Here is a 16,178-nt window from a genome sequence, read left to right as displayed (position 1 = left end):
CAGGGAAGCGTTCCCAAGGAGGTCCCCATGATCGGCTTCGCAACAGCCGCCGCCGGAGTAGCCGTGATGTCGGTGATGGTGGTGTCGAGCTACCTCGCCGCCCACGCGCCGCGCACATTGGTCCGGGTCAAGTCCCGCTAGATCGCAAGGCGGCCTGCACGCGATCGGCCGCCGCGACGGCGTCCTCGTGCTCCCACACCCGGATCACCCGCCAGCCCGCGTCGACCAGCGCGGCATCGGTCGCCCGGTCCCGCGCCACATTTCCGGCCAGCTTGGCGGCCCACCACTGCGCGTTGTTGCGCGGGTCGGTCGCGTGCCGCGGGCAGCGATGCCAGAAGCAGCCGTCGACGTAGACAGCCACCCGTAGCCGAGGAAATACCAGGTCGGCGCGCCGCCGCTGGCCGCGGATCGGCGCACGGTCGACGAAGTAGCGAAGCCCGCGTCGATGCAGTTCCCTGCGTAGCGCCAGCTCCGGTTTGGTCCCGCTGCGCCGCTGCCGCGCCATCCGCGCGCTCGTCGCCGCGTCGGTGGTCGGGCGTCGACTAGCGCGAGCGGATTCTTCGTTCGGAAATCGTTGTGCACCGTCGGGCGCGTCGTCGGGTGGTCCCTGCGCGGCACCCGTCGGTCCACTCATGCCGCCCAGCCACCCATCCGATGGAGATGACTCTCCACATCGTCGAGAAACCCCGGCGGAAACCGCAGGCTGCCCATGCCGGTCCGGCGCAAGAACCCGGCGGTCGCGCGCGCCGACAGCAGCCGCGAATCGGTGAGGAAGTTCCGCAGATCCTCGTACGGTTCGTGCACGGGCCAGGTCGACACCGGAACCCGATAGGCCACCCCGGCCCGCCCCCAAGCCGCCACCGGCCACGGCGTTCCCGCTGGTAGCGGCTGGTCGCCCGGGATCGGATCCAGCGGAGCGGCCAGCCGGGAGCCGACCCAGTCGGCCATCCGCACGCTCACCGCGTTGCCGACCAGCTTCCACCGATGCCCCTGCCGGATGCCGGGTACCTCACCAGCTGGCGCGGTCCAATCGGCAGCGAAACCTTGCAGCCGTTCCACATCGACGAGACCGGGCGTGACGATCTCCCCTGACGGCAGCCGCACCGCGGGCGGACTCGCGATACCGAGCGCCGACCCGCCCTTCACCGTCGGCACCGCGTTCACCGCCCAGCCGAGCCCGCGCACCCCCTCGGTCCAGTAGAACCCGCACGGATCGCTGTCGGCATCGCCGACGATCCTCGGCCCGGCGTCGTCGCCGAACAACACCCCGCGCGGGTCCTCGGTCCGGGAAGCCAGCATCAATACCCGCTGACGGCGCTGTGGCAGGCCGAACGCGCGCGCGTCCACCACCCGATAGGCCCAGGTGTAGCCGAGCTCCTCCAGGGCCGTGGTGATGTGCCGCATCGCGGCGCCGCGACCGAGCTGCAGCATGAACGGGACGTTCTCGATCAGCAGCCAGCGCGGCCCGCGCTGCCGGCGCACCAGCCGGAACACCTCGTCGACCAGGCCCGACCTTTTCCCGGTGATGCCGGCGGTGCGCCCGGCCTGGGACAGGTCCTGGCAGGGAAATCCGGCCGCGACCAACTCGGTGCCCGCGGGTAGCGCGCGCAGGCTGGTGATGTCGGAATGCAGTGGTACATCGGGGAAACGGGCGGCAAGCACCCCCTGTGCGCCCGCGTCGATCTCGCACAGCAGCTCGGTCTGCCAGCCGTTGCTGCCGAGGCCGAGCTCGAGCCCGCCGATCCCGGCGAACAGCCCGACCATCCGCGCGCCCGTCACCGACCGTCCCTTCCTCGCGTTATCGGCCGAGACGCCGCCGACGTCGCGCCCCGTGCCCGGGGAGAGGTTACTCGAGTTGCCGGGTGCCGTCCGCGCACAACGCCATGACGGCGCGACGCGGCGATCGCGACGGTGGCCTGGTAGCGTCCGCGTGTCAGCAACATGATCGGTCTGCTGCTGCTCGATAATGCTCATCGGCCGATCAATTCGCGGCCCTGATGACAGGCTCGGCAGGCTGATTTGCCTGCGCTCCAGCGCTATCCGCGCGGATGCCGCCCCACATGCTCGGCGGCGCGTCCGCATGCGAAACGTATTTGCTCCACAAATGTTCCACCGGGTTTTCGGCTCGACAAATTTCTTAGTCGTCACGCTAGGGAAAGTGAGCGAACATGCAGATACCTTCGAAAAACAGGAGCTTTCCCAACGTCGTCGTGACCAGCCTGGCCGCGACGACCTCGATCGCTGGCGACGTCGACTCGACCTGGAAGGGCCTGCTCAACGGCGAGAGCGGCATCGACGTCCTGGAAGACAGTTTCATCGAGCAGTTCGAGCTGCCGGTCCGCATCGGCGGGCACCTGAAGGTCTCGCCCGCCGACAGCCTCACCAGGGTCGAGGCGCGCACGCTGTCCTACGTCGAGCAGATGGCCACGGTGCTGAGCCGCGAGGTGTGGCGCAACGCCGGCAGCCCCGAGGTCGACAAGAACCGGCTCGGGGTCGCCATCGGCACCGGCCTCGGCGGCGGCGAGTACATCATCGACGCGCGGGACCGGATCAAAAACGGTGGCTACCGCAAGATCTCACCGCTGACCGTGCAGCGGATCATGCCCAACGGCTCGGCCGCCTGCGTCGGCATCGAACTCGGCGCCGGTGCCGGCGTCGTCACGCCGGTGTCGGCCTGCTCGTCGGGCTCGGAGGCGATCGCCAACGCGTGGCAGATGATCGTGATGGGCGACGCCGACATGGTCGTCACCGGCGGCGTCGAGGGTTCCATCCAGGCGGTGCCGATCGCGGCGTTCACCATGATGCGCGCGATGAGCACCCGCAACCACGACCCGAAGAGCGCCTCGCGCCCGTTCGACAAGGACCGCGACGGCTTCGTGTTCGGCGAGGCCGGCGCGATGATGATCATCGAGACCGAGGAGCACGCCAAGGCGCGCGGCGCGACGATCCACGCGCGAATCATGGGTGCTGGCATCACCTCCGACGCCTTCCACCTGGTCGCCCCCGACCTAGCGGGCAAGGGCGCGGCGCGCGCGATGACAAGGGCGATCGAGAAGGCCGGGTTGTCCAAGCGCGATGTCACCCACGTGAACGCGCACGCCACCGCCACGCCGATCGGGGATACCGCTGAGGCACAGGCTATTTCGTCGGCAGTGGGCAGTCACACCTCGGTCTACGCGCCGAAGTCGGCACTCGGACATTCGATCGGCGCGGTCGGCGCGCTCGAGTCCGTGCTCACCGTGCTCTCCATTCGGGACAGCATCGTCCCGCCGACCCTGAATTTGGACAATCAGGACCCTGAAATCGACCTCGACGTTGTCAAAGGCCAGAGTCGGCCGGGTCGAATCGATTACGCCGTGAACAACTCGTTCGGTTTCGGCGGACACAACGTAGCGATCGCCTTCGGGCGGTACTGAGCGCCGGAAGGCTGCGCACCTGCTAGCCTTCCCGACGCTTCGTTATCGACCTGTGTTCGGTGTAACTGCACGGCTGTGTGCGTGCTTTGGCAAAAGGATAAGGCGATGATCGACGAGACCTTCGACGACTATTTGGACGACCAGGGCAATATCAAAATCCGCGGTGACAAGACCCTGATCGACTTCGTCGACAAACACAGCGCGGAGAACGGCGACGACCTCGCCTACCGCTATATCGACTATTCGCGGGAACGCGACGGCGAGTACCACGAGCTGACCTGGCGGCAGTTCGGCGTACGGCTACGGGCCGTCGCCGCGAGGCTGCAGCAGGTGACCAAGCCCGGCGATCGGGTGGCGATTCTGGCACCGCAGGGACTCGACTATGTCGTCTCCATTTTCGCCGCCGTCTACGCGGGCAATATCGCGGTCCCGCTGTTCGACCCGGAGGAGCAGGGGCACACCGACCGGCTCACCGCGGTGCTCGGCGACTGCACGCCCTCGGCGATCCTCACGGTCGGCGCCGCGGCGGGCGGTGTGCGGAACTTCTTCCGTCATCTGCCCGCGGCGCAGCGGCCGCGGATTATCGCGGTGGAAGCGATTCCGGACAGCGTCGGCGCGACGTGGGTGCGGCCCGATATCAATATCGACAGCGTCGCCTACCTGCAATACACCTCCGGCTCGACCAGAACCCCCGCCGGCGTGGAGATCACGCACCGGGCCGTCGGCACGAATCTGTTGCAGATGATCGATGCCATTGGTGTCAAAGAGAATTCGCGCGGCGTCACCTGGCTGCCGCTGTTCCACGACATGGGCCTGCTCTGCGTGATTCTGCCGACCGTCGGCGGCGGATTCATCACCATTATGTCGCCGAGCGCGTTCGTGCGCCGCCCGTACCGGTGGATCAAGGAACTGGCCGCCGCCTCCGATGGCGCCGGAACCTTCGCCGCCGCACCGAATTTCGCCTTCGAGCATGCCGCTGCGCGCGGCAAGCCGAAGCCGGGCGAGGAGCTCGACCTTTCGAATGTGATCGGGCTGATCAACGGCAGCGAGCCGGTGTCGGTGTCGTCGATGAAGAAATTCAATGACACGTTCGCGCCGTATGGCCTGCCGAAGACGACGATCAAGCCCTGCTACGGCATGGCCGAGGCGACGTTGTTCGTGTCGGCGACCAAGGCCGAGGACGAGGCGCGGGTCGTGTATGTCGATCGCGCCCAACTGAATTCGGGCCGGATGATCGAGGTCGAGCAGGACGCCGAGAATGCCATCGCCCAGGTGTCCTGCGGGTATGTCGCGTTGTCGCAGTGGGCGACCATCGTCGATCCGGCGACCGGCGTCGAGCGCGCGGACGGCGAGGTCGGCGAGATCTGGTTGCACGGCGAGAACATGGGCATCGGTTACTGGGGCAAGCCCGCCGAAACCGCGGCAACCTTCCGGGCCAAGCTGGCCGCTCGTCAGCCGAAGGGCAGCCACGCGCAGGGCACGGCCGAGGACGCCAACTGGATGCGCACCGGCGACTACGGCGCGTACCTCGACGGCGAGCTCTACATCACCGGGCGGGTGAAGGACCTGGTGATCGTCGACGGGCGCAATCACTACCCGCAGGATCTCGAGTTCTCGGCACAGGAATCGAGCACGGCGCTGCGACCAGGCTTCGTCGCGGCGTTCTCGGTGCCTGCCAACGAGCTTCCGTCGCTGGTCTTCGCGAAGGACAGTCACTCCGGCCTCAAGTTCGACGCCGACGACAATTCCGAGCAGCTGGTGATCGTCGCCGAGCGCAACACCGGTGCTGGCAAACTCGAGACCGAGCCGGTCGCCGACACCGTGCGGGCGGCCGTTTCGCAGCGGCACGGCGTCACCGTGCGCGATGTGCTGCTCGTGCCGGCGGGTTCGATCCCGCGCACCTCCAGCGGCAAGATCGCCCGCCGGGCCTGTCGCACCGCGTATCTGGACGGCACGCTGCGCGGCGGATACCAGCAGCAGGCCTTCCCGGACGCGCCCGTCGAGCGGGAGTCCGAGAGCGCGGGGATTCGCTAGCGGCGCACGCACCTCTGAATTCACTGACCTCGGCGCCCACCATGTGGGCGCCGAGGTCGTTCGCGTCCCGGCAGGCTTGACCTCGAGATAACTCGAGGTTGTTGGCTGTACTCATGAAGGTGGACGCGACCTGCGAGCAAGCCGTGATGTCCGGCACGAACACGGGCAAGGGGGAATCGTCAACCCCGGAAAACCGGTTGGCTGATCGGGGGAATGCTGCCACCCTGAAATGTCGGACCTCAGTGGGAACATCACCGAGTATCCCGCTTCTCGACACCGCCATCCACAGACCTCTAGGGGGAACTATGTCAGTTGCACTGGACGTCGCAACGGCCGATCCGGAGGCCGACAGACCGCAGCGGCCCGACGCCGCCGCGCCGGGCCGCCTGCAATCGCTGCGGCGTTTCTGGCCGTACGTGCGCCCGTACCGGCGCGCGCTACTTGCCGCGACCACCCTGGCCGTCCTCTCCGCGCTGACCGCGATCGTCATCCCGCTGCTGATCGCCAGGATCATCGACGGACCGATCGCCCGGCGCGATTTCACCGGCGTTGTCGCGCCGGTGCTGCTCGTCCTCGCGCTCGGCCTGCTGGAAGCCATCGGTGTGTGGGGTCGCCGCTGGCTGGTATCGAAACCGGCGACCATGGTCGAGATCACCATGCGCGCCAAGATCTTTCGCAAGCTGCAGACGCTGGCGATCGGGCGCCACGACGCCTGGGAATCGGGTCAGCTGCTCTCGCGTGCGGTCGACGACATGGCCACCCTGCGCCGCTTCGTCTCGTTCGCCGGACCGTTCCTGATCATCCACCTCGTCCTGATCCCGGTCGGCCTGCTCGCGCTGATCGGATTGAGCTGGCAGATCGGCCTGATCTTCGCGATCATCGCGATTCCGTTGACCTACATCTGCGTTCGCTTCGAGCGGGAGTACGCGGTGGCGTCGCGGCGTTCCCAGGATCAGTCCGGCGACCTCGCCACCACCGCCCAGGAGTCGGCGCAGGGCGTGCGGGTGCTGAAGGCATTCGGGCGCGGTGTGTTCTTCGGCGGCCGGTTCACCGCGCAGTCGCGTGAATTGCAAAAGACCGAACTGCTCAAGGTGCGCCTCGACGCCAGGCTGTGGTCGGCCATGACCGGCATGCCGCAGCTGGCGATCGCGTTCGCGCTCGGCTACGGCGGTTACGCCGTGGTGCAGGGCTCGATGACGCTCGGCACCCTGGTCGCGGCGATCACCCTGGCCAACTTCCTGCAGTGGCCGATCATCTGGACCGGCTTCCTGCTCGCCGAGCTGAACGACGCACGCACGGCGGGCGACCGGTACTGGGAGATCATCGACACCCCGGTCGACATCAATGATCCGGCCGATCCGGTGCAACTGCCGGAGACGGTGGTCGGCGAATTGCGTTTGGAGGGCGTGAAGTTCGCCTTCCCTGACGCGAAAGAGGAGGTGCTGCACGATGTTTCGCTCAAGGTGCGTCCTGGCGAGACCGTCGCCCTCGTCGGCGCGACCGGTAGTGGAAAGACCGCGCTGCTCAACCTGATTCCTCGGCTCTACGACCTGTCCGGCGGCGTGATCACCATCGACGGCATCGACATCGCGTCCATGCGGCTGACCGATCTGCGCTCGCTCGTCTCGGTCGCGTTCGAGGAGCCGGTGCTGTTCTCGGCGAGCGTGCGGGAAAACGTCGCGCTCGGCGACCCGGCCGCCACCGACGCCGACGTGCGCCGGGCGCTGGATGTCGCGCAGGCCACCGAGTTCGTGGACAACCTGCCGTGGGGACTTGACACCAGGATCGGCGAGCAGGGACTCAGCCTGTCCGGCGGTCAGCGCCAGCGGCTCGCGCTGGCCCGCGCCGTGCTGAGCGGGGCGAACACCGGCAGCCACAGCCGGATCATGGTGCTCGACGACCCACTGTCCGCGCTCGACGTGGAAACCGAAGAGCGGGTGCAGGACCGGCTGCGCACCGTGCTCGCCGGTGCGACGACGCTGCTCGTCGCGCACCGGCCGTCGACGGCGGCGCTTGCCGACCGGGTCGCGGTGCTGGCCGATGGTCGGATCGTCGCCGAGGGCACACACGATCAATTGCTGCGCAGCAGCAGCCGATACCGCGAACTGATGGGAGGTGAACAGCAGTGAGCACGGAAACAGTGGCATCGAAAGACGCGGTGACAACCAAGGATTCGCCCGCGATCGACAACAAGCGCGACGAGGCCGCCGACTGGCGCGGCATCGCCAGCGAGGACAAGGAGGTCACCGAGGCCGGAAACCTGGCGCTGGCCGGGCGATCCCGGCGACTGCTGCTCGACCTGGTCCGGCCGTACCGCAAGCTGGCCGCGCTCGCGCTTGTGCTCATCGTGGTCGACAACGCCGCGATGGTCTCCGCGCCGCTGTTCATCGCGCACGGGCTCGACAACGGGATAGGCGAAGGGCGCAAAGGGAATTGGACCCCGCTGATCTGGGCGGTCGGCGGGTACTTCGGCGCGGTGCTGATCGGCGGGGCGACCACGTTCCTGTTCCTTCGGGTGTCCGGCAAGCTCAGCCAGAGCGTGCTGTTCGACCTGCGGGTGCGCTCGTTCACGCATATGCAGCGGCTCAGCGTCTCCTTCCACGAGAAGTACACCTCGGGCAAGGTCGTCGCGCGCCTCACCGGCGATATCGAGACACTGCAGGAACTGCTGGAGGGCGCGCTGAATCAGGCGCTCAGCGCGATCCTTTCGGTGCTGACCATCGCGGTGCTGCTGATCTATTTGGATCTGACGCTGGCCGCGATCGTGCTGATCGGCTTCGTGCCGCTGGTGTTCGTCACCCGCTGGGCGCAGCGCAGGCAGCGAGCGGGTTACCGCCGCACCCGCGGTGCCATCGCGAAGGTGGTCGTGCAGTTCGTCGAGTCGATGGGCGGCATGCGCGCGGTGCAGACGTTCCGGCGCGAGCAGCGCAACGAGTCGGTGCTCGCCCACGAGGACACCGAGTACCAGCAGGCGACAACCACCGCCATGCGTGGCATGGGCGACTACGCGGGACTGACCAGGCTGCTCGGCAACCTGACCACGGTGATCGTCATCGTGGTCGGCGCATGGCAGGTGATCGAGGGTCATATCGCGGTGGGCATTCTCGCCGCATACCTGTTGTACCTCAACGAGTTCTACGGTCCGCTCGACGAACTCGCCCAGGTGTTCAACTCGTATCAGTCCGCGGCCGCGGCGCTGGAGAAGATCTCCGGCGTGCTCGAGGAAGAGCCAACGGTGGCGGAGCCGACCGACCCGACGCCGCTGGCCAAGGCGAGCGGTGCGGTGCTGCTCGATCAGGTGTCGTTCGGTTACGGCGACGAGCGTGAGGTGCTGCCGGAGTTCACGCTGGACATCCCGGCGGGACAGGTCGTCGCGCTGGTCGGCGCCACCGGCGCGGGCAAGTCGACGCTGGCCAAGCTGCTGACGCGGTTCTACGACCCGTCGGCGGGCACGGTCACCCTGGACGGGGTCGATCTGCGCCGGATCGCCGACGCCGACCTGCGCCGCAATGTCGTGATGGTCACCCAGGAGTCCTACCTGTTCTCCGGTTCGGTGGCCGACAACATTCGGCTCGGCAGGCCGGACGCGACCGACGCCGAGGTGTTCGCGGCGGCCCGCGCGGTCGGGCTGTACGACTTCGTGCAGGCGCTGCCGGAGGGCTTCGGCACCGACGTGCGCAAGCGCGGCGGCAGGCTGTCCGCTGGTCAGCGGCAGCTGGTCGCGTTCGCCAGGGTTTTCCTGGCTGATCCCGCGGTGATCGTGCTCGACGAGGCCACGTCCAGCCTGGACATCCCGAGTGAGCGGCTGGTGCAGCGGGCGCTGGAAACGGTGCTGCGCGATCGCACCGCGGTGATCATCGCGCACCGGCTGTCCACCGTGGCCATCGCCGACCGGGTGTTGGTGCTGGAATCGGGGCGCATCGTGGAGGACGGCACCCCGGACGCGCTCATCGCGGGCACCGGCCGGTTCGCCAGCCTGCACGCGGCGTGGCGGGAATCGCTGGTGTGATGCGGGCTGGTGTGGTGCGGGCTACAGCTCGGTGTCGCTTACGGTAGATAGGTGACGATCCCAGCCCCCGAGAGCCAAGCCTCTGGCCCCGAGACGCCACCGGCCTCGCGTTGGCCGGCGATTCTCACCTGGCGCGCGCACAACGCGTCGCGGATGGAGTCGGTCCGCGTGACGTTGAACGGCAATCGCATCCGCGCCGCCGGTCGCATGATCGGCGGCGCGTGCGACGACCACCCGGCGTTCAGCGCGTCCTACGACCTGGTCACCGACGAGAGCGGCGCCACAAAGCGCCTCTCGCTGCGGACAACGACGGCCGCGGGCGAGCGGCACGCGTCCATCGCCAGGGACGAGGAGAACTACTGGCTGGTCGACGCGGGCGGCAGCCACGTTCGCTCCACCTTCGCGGGCGCGCTCGATGTCGACGTGGTGCTCAGCCCGTTCTTCAACACGCTGCCGATCCGTCGCTTCGACCTGCAGCACGCGGTGCACGACGTGCAGGTCCCGGTCGTCTACGTGCGCCTGCCCGACCTGCTGGTGCAGGAAGCGAGCCTCACCTACAGCGCGGCCGCCGACGGCATCAGCGTGCTCTCCCCGGTTTCCAGCGCGACCGTCACCGTTGACGCCGACGGCTTCCTGCTCGACTACCCCGGCCTCGCCGAGCGCATCTGACAATTCGCACGCTCAGTTCAACCGGGTGATAACCCCGCCGCGCTGTCCGGCATCACGCAAGTTCGCCAGCCAATTGTGGTCACCGGGGTGGATATCGGTGATTTCCCATCGCCGCGCGGTTTCGTAGCGTTCCCGCGCGTCATGTCCGGCCTCGACGAGATCGGCCAGGGAATTGTCTGCGCGCAGGCTGTCGCGGGCGGCGGCGAGCACCGTGAGCGTTTCCTCGAGGACCGCCAACAGGGCCGCGGAATTCGGTTCACAAATGGCGCGCACGAGCTCGGGGGCGGTCGCGGCGACGCGGGTGCCGTCGCGGAACGAACCCGCCGCCAGCCCGAGGGCGAGCTCGCCGCCCGCCGCACCGGTCGAGGCAAGCGCCTCGGCGAGCACATGCGGCAGATGCGAGATCCTGGCCACCGCGCGGTCGTGCTCGTCCGCGACGACCGGGACGACCACCGAACCGCAGTCAAGTGCCAGTCGCACCACCCGTGTCCACGGCTCGACATGGCTGCCCTCGTCGACGCCGACCGCCCACACGGCGTCGCGGAACAAGCCGGAATCGGTGGCGGCCCACCCGGATTCGGCGGTACCGGTCATCGGATGCCCGCCCACATAGCGGGCCGACAGGCCTTCCTTGCGCACCGCCTCGGCCACCGGCGCCTTCACACTGACCACGTCGGTCAGCACGCAGTGCGGCGCGAACGAGGCGATGGCGGAAAGCATGTGCCCGACCGCGGGCATCGGCACCGCGATGACGATCAGCGCGTCCGCCTCGGCGGCCCTGGTCAGTGCGGCCGACAGGTCCTCGGTGACGTCGAAGCCGTCGTCCCGCGCGGCCAGCGCACCCGCCGACGATCGGTTGAACCCCCAGGCGGCATAGCCCGCGCCGACGGCGGCGCGCAGCAGGGAACCGCCGATCAAGCCGGTTCCGAGGACGCAGACGGACGCTTTCGCAGCAGAAGTCACCCGAACAGATTCGCATACGACTTCAACATTTCGGCTCGGGCAGACTACCGTTGCGGCCATGGCAGCACAGCGCTCGGGCACGAATAGGGCGGCGTCGGATGATTACGACGACGTAGAAGGGTTCGCAGTGGCGGTTGTCCGCGAAGAAGGCAAATGGCGGTGCAGCCCGTTGAGTCAGGCAGCGCTTACGGATTTGTCCGCAGCGGAAAACGAACTGAAGGCTTTGCGCAGCTCGGGTGCCGTGTTCGGCCTGCTCGACATCGACGACGAGTTCTTCATCGTGGTCCGGCCCGCGCCGAGCGGCACCCGGATGCTGGTATCGGACGCGACCGCCGCCATTGATTACGACATCGCCGCGGACGTACTCGACGCCCTGAATGTGGAAATCCCGGACATCGACCCGGATGAGCTCGACGACATCGAGCCGTGGGAAGAGGGCGACCTCGGTGTGCTCGCCGATCTGGGTCTGCCCGAGCCGGTGCTGAGCGTCATCCTCGCCGACACCGACCTCTACCCGGACGAGCAGCTCGGCATGATCGCCCAACGCCTCGGTTTCGCCGACGAACTATCGGCGGTGCTGGACAAGCTGCCCCACTGACGTGCCCCTCCCTTCGGACACCGATATGGTGCGTGCCGCGATTGCCGCGGCCGCCGAAGCGGACCCGCGCGACGTTCCCGTCGGTGCCGTCGTATTCGACTCCGCCGGAAGGGAACTCGCGCGCGCGGCGAACGCGCGCGAAGCACTCGGCGACCCCACCGCGCACGCCGAAGTCCTCGCCCTGCGCCGCGCCGCCGAGATACACGGCGACGGCTGGCGCCTCGAAGGCGCCACCCTCGCCGTCACCCTGGAGCCATGCACCATGTGCGCCGGCGCCCTGGTCCTCGCCCGCGTCTCCCGCCTGGTCTTCGGCGCCTGGGAACCCAAAACCGGCGCCGTCGGCTCCCTCTGGGACGTAGTCCGCGACCGCCGCCTCAACCACCGCCCCCAAGTCCGCGGCGGCATCCTCGAACCAGACTGCGCCGCCCTCCTAGACACCTTCTTCCGCACCCAGCGCTAACCCACCCCCGCCCCTTGGTCGCGCCCACATCACACCACCCCCGGCCTATCCAGCCGATTTAACGATCAGCCCCCACTCCGGTATGGTTGTCGGCGGTGGCGTGTCCGAGCGGCCTAAGGAGCACGCCTCGAAAGCGTGTGAGGGGTAACCCCCCTCCGAGGGTTCAAATCCCTCCGCCACCGCCACGGCCCCCGACCTGCTAAGACCAGGTCGGGGGCTATTTTTATGCAGCGAGCGACGTTCCGGCGGCCTGATCTGCAACATTTCCGCAACGGGTAGCAGCAGCGTACTTGTTGTGCATGGCCTCAGCGATGTTGTTCAGGTCCGTGTTGAACAGGTCGGCGTAGTCGTTCAGAGTCACAGATGGGTCCTTGTGCCCGAGCATCTTCGAGAGCACGAGAACGTTCGCGCCTGCCGAGATGGCCAACGAGGCGCAGGTGTGTCGAAGGTCGTGCGGGGTGATGCGCTGCACCTTGGCCCCCTTGACCGCGCCAGTGAACCAGCCGTCTTGGGTTTTGGAACGGCGTAGGTACTCGGAGGCATCCTCGAGATTCGGGAACACCAGCGCATCTGCCTTCAGCCCCTCCATCCGATCGCGTAGGAGATCCAGAACGAAGCCCGGAACTGGCACCTCTCGGTTCTCCCGGCCCTTGGTCGGCCCAACCTTGAATCCCGTTTCCTCCGTTACGGTCTTGGTGATCAACAGCCGTTTTCGTGTCAGGTCGATATCCGAGACCCGCAGTGCGATGGCCTCTCCCCAACGAGTACCGCAGTACGCAAGCATGAGAACAAGAAGGCCATGGCCGTGAACGTCCGCCTCCTTGGATAGTCGGCCCACGTCTTCAGCGGTCAGATAGATGTGCTTCTTGCGGATCTTCCTCGGCATGATCTTCGAGACCTGCTTGCCGCGTGCCAGGTTCTTTGGGAGCAGGCCCCGTTCGACGGCCATGTCGAGAATGCCAGCAAGGACACCATAGGCGCGGATGATGACGGTTGCTCCGGCATTGTCGTCCGGTTCGCCCTTGGCCTCGGCCCGCTGCTGAGCGGCCAACCGCATGTCCACGATCCAGTTCTTCACGTCCTCCTGGTCTACGTCGCCGACGCGTACGCCAGACCAGCGCTCTTGCACGTGGTTTCGCCAGGATGCTTCCAGAGGCGTGTAGTTCGTCTCTGCGGTCGTAGCTCGCTTCTCCTTCAGCCAGTCCGGGGCGATTTCGCTGATCCTGGTACGTGCAGCTGAAGGGGCGATGTATTCGCCTGTCGCCTTCTTGGTTTCGGTCTCGGCTTGGAACGATTTCGCGGCACCGAGCGTCTTGAAGCCGGACTTGGAAGTCTGCTTGCCTGCCAGTGTCCGATACACGACTCGATATCGAATCCCCTTGTCCTTGGGTGTCTTTCGAACGTCGTACTCGTAGATGCCGGGGTAGTTGGTGGCCCTCTCCTTGGTAGGGGTTGCCATCTAGCTAGTTCTCCTTGATCTCATTGAGTAGCAACACGATCCGACGAAGCGCTTCCGCCTGCTGCTTCGGTGTGAGGGCCGCGTACATGGGGCCGATCACGTCGGCGAGGATCTGCACAGGATCGGCGGGCCAGTCGGCTGTGACTACAGGTTCTGGATTGGCCGCCCCCTTGGCGGTGGTGATGCCGTCCCAGAGTTTGAGCAGGTTCGCGAGCTGCGGCACGGTGGGCGTGGACGCCTCCATGCCCTTGATCGTGCGCACGGGGACGCCTGAAAGTTCAGCCAGTCGAGCTTGAGTCAGATTCAGGGCCTGACGTTCCCGCATGATCTTGGCCGCGAACTGTGCCCGGTCCTCGATGTCAAGCCGCTCCCCTTGATGCAGCCGGTAGAACACCTCTGTGCCCACGTCGAAGTCTTCGTCGTGCGATGGATCGACCTCATCTGGACAGTCGCTGTAGTAATCCCGGTCACTTTTGTCATCCACAGCGGTCAACTCCTTTCACTTCTCGCCCCTAACGCAGGGCGAGAATAGCATGAAATAGCCATGGATAAGCGTAGCGAGGCGTGAACATCCTGGATCCCGTAGTGTACCGTGTGGCTGAAGGGGCGAGATATTGAGATTCTCGCCCCTTGATGTTGCCGATAGTTCCGACAAGCAAGGAGGGGAGTGGTTGTGACCACACCCATGAGCCCGGCTGAAGCTGCACGCGCCGCCGGGTGCCACCAGAACAGCATCTATGCCGCCCTACTGGCCGGTGAACTCAAGGGCTACCAGCGTCGCGCACCGAAAGGCCGCTGGAGGATCTTCCCCGAAGACCTGGACCACTGGCTTCGTGGTGGTGCGGCGGCATGATCATGGACAAAAACGCCATCCGCGCACTCCTCACCGGCGACATGCCCGCAGAGGAACGAATCCGCGCCACCCTGGCCGCGCTATCAGGCGAAGGTGCCGTGACTCTCCGTGCGGGACAAGGAATGAAGATCAAGCCCGGCTCAGTCGAGTTCCTTCGAGACTTCCTGGGTGCTGGTCCCCTGCCGCGTCAGCATGTTCTGAAGGCTGCTGCCGCCTGCGGATTCAGCGAGGCCCATATGACTGTTACTGCTGGATGGCTCGGTGTGAAATCCACTCGATACGAGTCGAATCGAGTCCTGTGGTCCTTGCCGGAGGTGAGCCCGTGATCGGTACCGATACCAGCCAACTCCCGGGGGCTGCCGGTACTGGTACTGGCGTCCTGCTGCGCCCGGACCTGTACACGAACATGGATTTCGACGGTGCGGACACGGCTCCGGAGCCGACTATGTGCCGACGCATCGACGGGCAAGCGCTTCTGTATCCGAATGCGGTGAACGCGATCTTCGGACCGCCGGGCGAGGGTAAGACGTGGCTGATGCTCGCGGTGGTCAGCGAGACACTTAACGATGGTGGCCGGGTCCTATTCATCGATGTGGATGACAACGGGCGCGGCGCAATCCGTTGGCGACTCGAGGCATTCGGCACACTGCGTGAAACCATCGCTGACAAGGGCAGGTTTCTGTACTGCACGCCTTCGGCGACTGATGACCTGGAAGCCATCGTGGATGACATGAAGCGGTGGCGTCCGTCGCTGGTGGTGATCGACTCCATCGGGACCGTGGTCACCATGAGCGGGGGTTCGGCCAACGATGCCGACGACTTCAACCGTGTGAACTTCCGGGTGATGGTTCCGATGTCGCAGACCGGCGCAGTGGTGGCCTACATCGATCACGTATCGAAGAATCCGGACAGTGCAAGGCATGGCGCGCAAGGGTCTTCGGCGAAGCTGCAACGAATCAGCGGCGTGTCCATCCGGGTGACAGGCAAGGAGCCGTTCATCCCAGGCCAGGGCGGGCAATCTGTGCTCACCGGGAACAAGGATCGGCATGGGACCGTATCGCGGAATTGCGTTCCAATGGACGACGGTTCGGCTGACAAGTTCATCGTCGGGACGTTCGTCATGAACGAGACAGAAGATGGGATTGCGTGGGAGATCAGCCCTGAAGGTCGGGTGGCTCCCCAGAAGGCTGGTCAGACTCGCCGCGATCGGTTAGCGGAACTGAAGACTTTGACCCCTGCCCCGAGAACGGGCAACGAGGCGTGCGAGCGCCTGGGCGGCAATCGGAAAGCGGCCCTGAAGGCGTGGGACGAGTTCAAGCAATGGCAGGCGGAAGGTGGTTCCGATACCACCCCACCCCTGGGATTACCCGGTACTGGAACCACTCCGGAGGCAGAGGAGCAGGCGGCATGAGAAAGCCTCCCGTATACATCGACCAGCGGTACAAGTGCATCACCCTCAATGGTCCCTACGAGTACAACGTGGTCTGAACCGGTGCACGGATTACCCGTCCATTCTGGGTTGGGCGGCGCACTTGTCCGCGAAGTCGTGGGCCGACGCTGCCATGGTGAACGCCTTCATTTCGGCGGCGCTGGAAGCCCATGGACTACAGCGGCCTGGGTTCTGACTGCGAATTCCGCGGGTGCTGCCTCTCATCGCGCTGAACGCTTCTACCCGGCGGGACCTCCGAGAACCATCCTCTCGGTCGTCCCGCCGATC

General features: G+C 66.4%; 15 protein-coding genes and 1 tRNA gene. 11 read left to right on the top strand and 5 right to left on the bottom strand.

Translation table 11 applies throughout. The annotated features are described in order from the left end of the window. Positions 1-127: 127 nt before the first annotated feature. Together OG203_RS24000 and OG203_RS23995 are read right to left on the bottom strand one after the other, a co-directional pair. Entirely contained in the window at positions 128-634 is a 507-nt protein-coding gene (locus tag OG203_RS24000) for a very short patch repair endonuclease (protein WP_405159523.1), read from the bottom strand. Then, a complete protein-coding gene (locus tag OG203_RS23995) occupies positions 631-1,764 on the bottom strand; it encodes a DNA cytosine methyltransferase (RefSeq protein WP_405167985.1) in 1,134 nt (377 codons plus the stop codon). Before OG203_RS23995 ends, OG203_RS24000 begins: the two co-directional genes overlap by 4 nt. A 404-nt stretch (positions 1,765-2,168) precedes the next feature. Between OG203_RS23995 and OG203_RS23990 the strand changes: the two genes are divergently transcribed. The 5 genes from OG203_RS23990 (at position 2,169) to OG203_RS23970 (ending at position 10,128) form a co-directional block, all read left to right on the top strand. Continuing rightward, the gene (locus OG203_RS23990; protein WP_405159522.1) at positions 2,169-3,416 is read left to right on the top strand and encodes a KasA/KasB family beta-ketoacyl-ACP synthase; all 1,248 of its coding nucleotides are present in this window, start codon (positions 2,169-2,171) and stop codon (positions 3,414-3,416) included. A gap of 105 nt (positions 3,417-3,521) precedes the next feature. Next, the gene (gene fadD32 / locus OG203_RS23985; protein ID WP_405159521.1) at positions 3,522-5,450 is read left to right on the top strand and encodes a long-chain-fatty-acid--AMP ligase FadD32; all 1,929 of its coding nucleotides are present in this window, start codon (positions 3,522-3,524) and stop codon (positions 5,448-5,450) included. A gap of 305 nt (positions 5,451-5,755) precedes the next feature. Further along, a complete protein-coding gene (locus OG203_RS23980) occupies positions 5,756-7,579 on the top strand; it encodes an ABC transporter ATP-binding protein (protein ID WP_405159520.1) in 1,824 nt (607 codons plus the stop codon). 29 nt (positions 7,580-7,608) lie between these two features. Continuing rightward, positions 7,609-9,459, top strand: coding sequence for an ABC transporter ATP-binding protein (locus OG203_RS23975; RefSeq protein ID WP_405167984.1), 1,851 nt, complete (start codon positions 7,609-7,611; stop codon positions 9,457-9,459). A 51-nt stretch (positions 9,460-9,510) separates the two neighbouring features. Next, a complete protein-coding gene (locus tag OG203_RS23970) occupies positions 9,511-10,128 on the top strand; it encodes a putative glycolipid-binding domain-containing protein (protein WP_405159519.1) in 618 nt (205 codons plus the stop codon). Between the two features lie 12 nt (positions 10,129-10,140). Here OG203_RS23970 and OG203_RS23965 read toward each other — a convergent pair whose 3' ends face one another. Beyond that, on the bottom strand, positions 10,141-11,091 hold the full coding sequence (locus OG203_RS23965) for a prephenate dehydrogenase (RefSeq protein WP_405159518.1): 951 nt from the start codon (positions 11,089-11,091) through the stop codon (positions 10,141-10,143). Positions 11,092-11,149: 58 nt separating this feature from the next. On the opposite strand from OG203_RS23965, the gene OG203_RS23960 reads away from it, so the two are divergent. The 3 genes from OG203_RS23960 to OG203_RS23950 all read left to right on the top strand — a co-directional run bounded on the left by OG203_RS23960 (position 11,150) and on the right by OG203_RS23950 (position 12,334). Continuing rightward, positions 11,150-11,689: a tRNA adenosine deaminase-associated protein gene (locus tag OG203_RS23960; protein ID WP_405159517.1), complete on the top strand. Its 540-nt coding sequence runs from the start codon at positions 11,150-11,152 to the stop codon at positions 11,687-11,689. 25 nt (positions 11,690-11,714) lie between these two features. Continuing rightward, entirely contained in the window at positions 11,715-12,149 is a 435-nt protein-coding gene (locus OG203_RS23955; RefSeq protein WP_405167983.1) for a nucleoside deaminase, read from the top strand. 94 nt (positions 12,150-12,243) lie between these two features. Continuing rightward, positions 12,244-12,334 (top strand) — tRNA-Ser (locus OG203_RS23950). Positions 12,335-12,372: 38 nt separating this feature from the next. Here the strand turns inward: OG203_RS23950 and OG203_RS23945 are convergent. Together OG203_RS23945 and OG203_RS23940 are read right to left on the bottom strand one after the other, a co-directional pair. Continuing rightward, a complete protein-coding gene (locus tag OG203_RS23945) occupies positions 12,373-13,608 on the bottom strand; it encodes a tyrosine-type recombinase/integrase (RefSeq protein ID WP_405159516.1) in 1,236 nt (411 codons plus the stop codon). 4 nt (positions 13,609-13,612) lie between these two features. Then, positions 13,613-14,092: a helix-turn-helix domain-containing protein gene (locus OG203_RS23940; protein ID WP_405159515.1), complete on the bottom strand. Its 480-nt coding sequence runs from the start codon at positions 14,090-14,092 to the stop codon at positions 13,613-13,615. Positions 14,093-14,281: 189 nt separating this feature from the next. Between OG203_RS23940 and OG203_RS23935 the strand changes: the two genes are divergently transcribed. The 3 genes from OG203_RS23935 to OG203_RS23925 are packed head-to-tail and all read left to right on the top strand — an operon-like array spanning position 14,282 to position 15,872. After that, complete coding sequence (locus OG203_RS23935; protein ID WP_405159514.1) at positions 14,282-14,461, top strand: helix-turn-helix domain-containing protein; 180 nt, start codon at positions 14,282-14,284, stop codon at positions 14,459-14,461. Further along, positions 14,458-14,787 (top strand): hypothetical protein, encoded by a 330-nt coding sequence (locus OG203_RS23930; RefSeq protein ID WP_405159513.1) that lies wholly within the window; start codon positions 14,458-14,460, stop codon positions 14,785-14,787. The genes OG203_RS23935 and OG203_RS23930 overlap by 4 nt, the downstream gene beginning before the upstream one ends. Beyond that, on the top strand, positions 14,784-15,872 hold the full coding sequence (locus OG203_RS23925; protein ID WP_405159512.1) for an AAA family ATPase: 1,089 nt from the start codon (positions 14,784-14,786) through the stop codon (positions 15,870-15,872). Before OG203_RS23930 ends, OG203_RS23925 begins: the two co-directional genes overlap by 4 nt. The last annotated feature ends 306 nt before the right edge of the window (positions 15,873-16,178 follow it).

Source organism: Nocardia sp. NBC_01499, from assembly GCF_045040275.1.
Classification (GTDB): Bacteria; Actinomycetota; Actinomycetes; order Mycobacteriales; family Mycobacteriaceae; genus Nocardia.
Note: the sequence above shows the minus strand (reverse complement) of the source record. Positions and strands in the feature narration are given on the sequence as shown.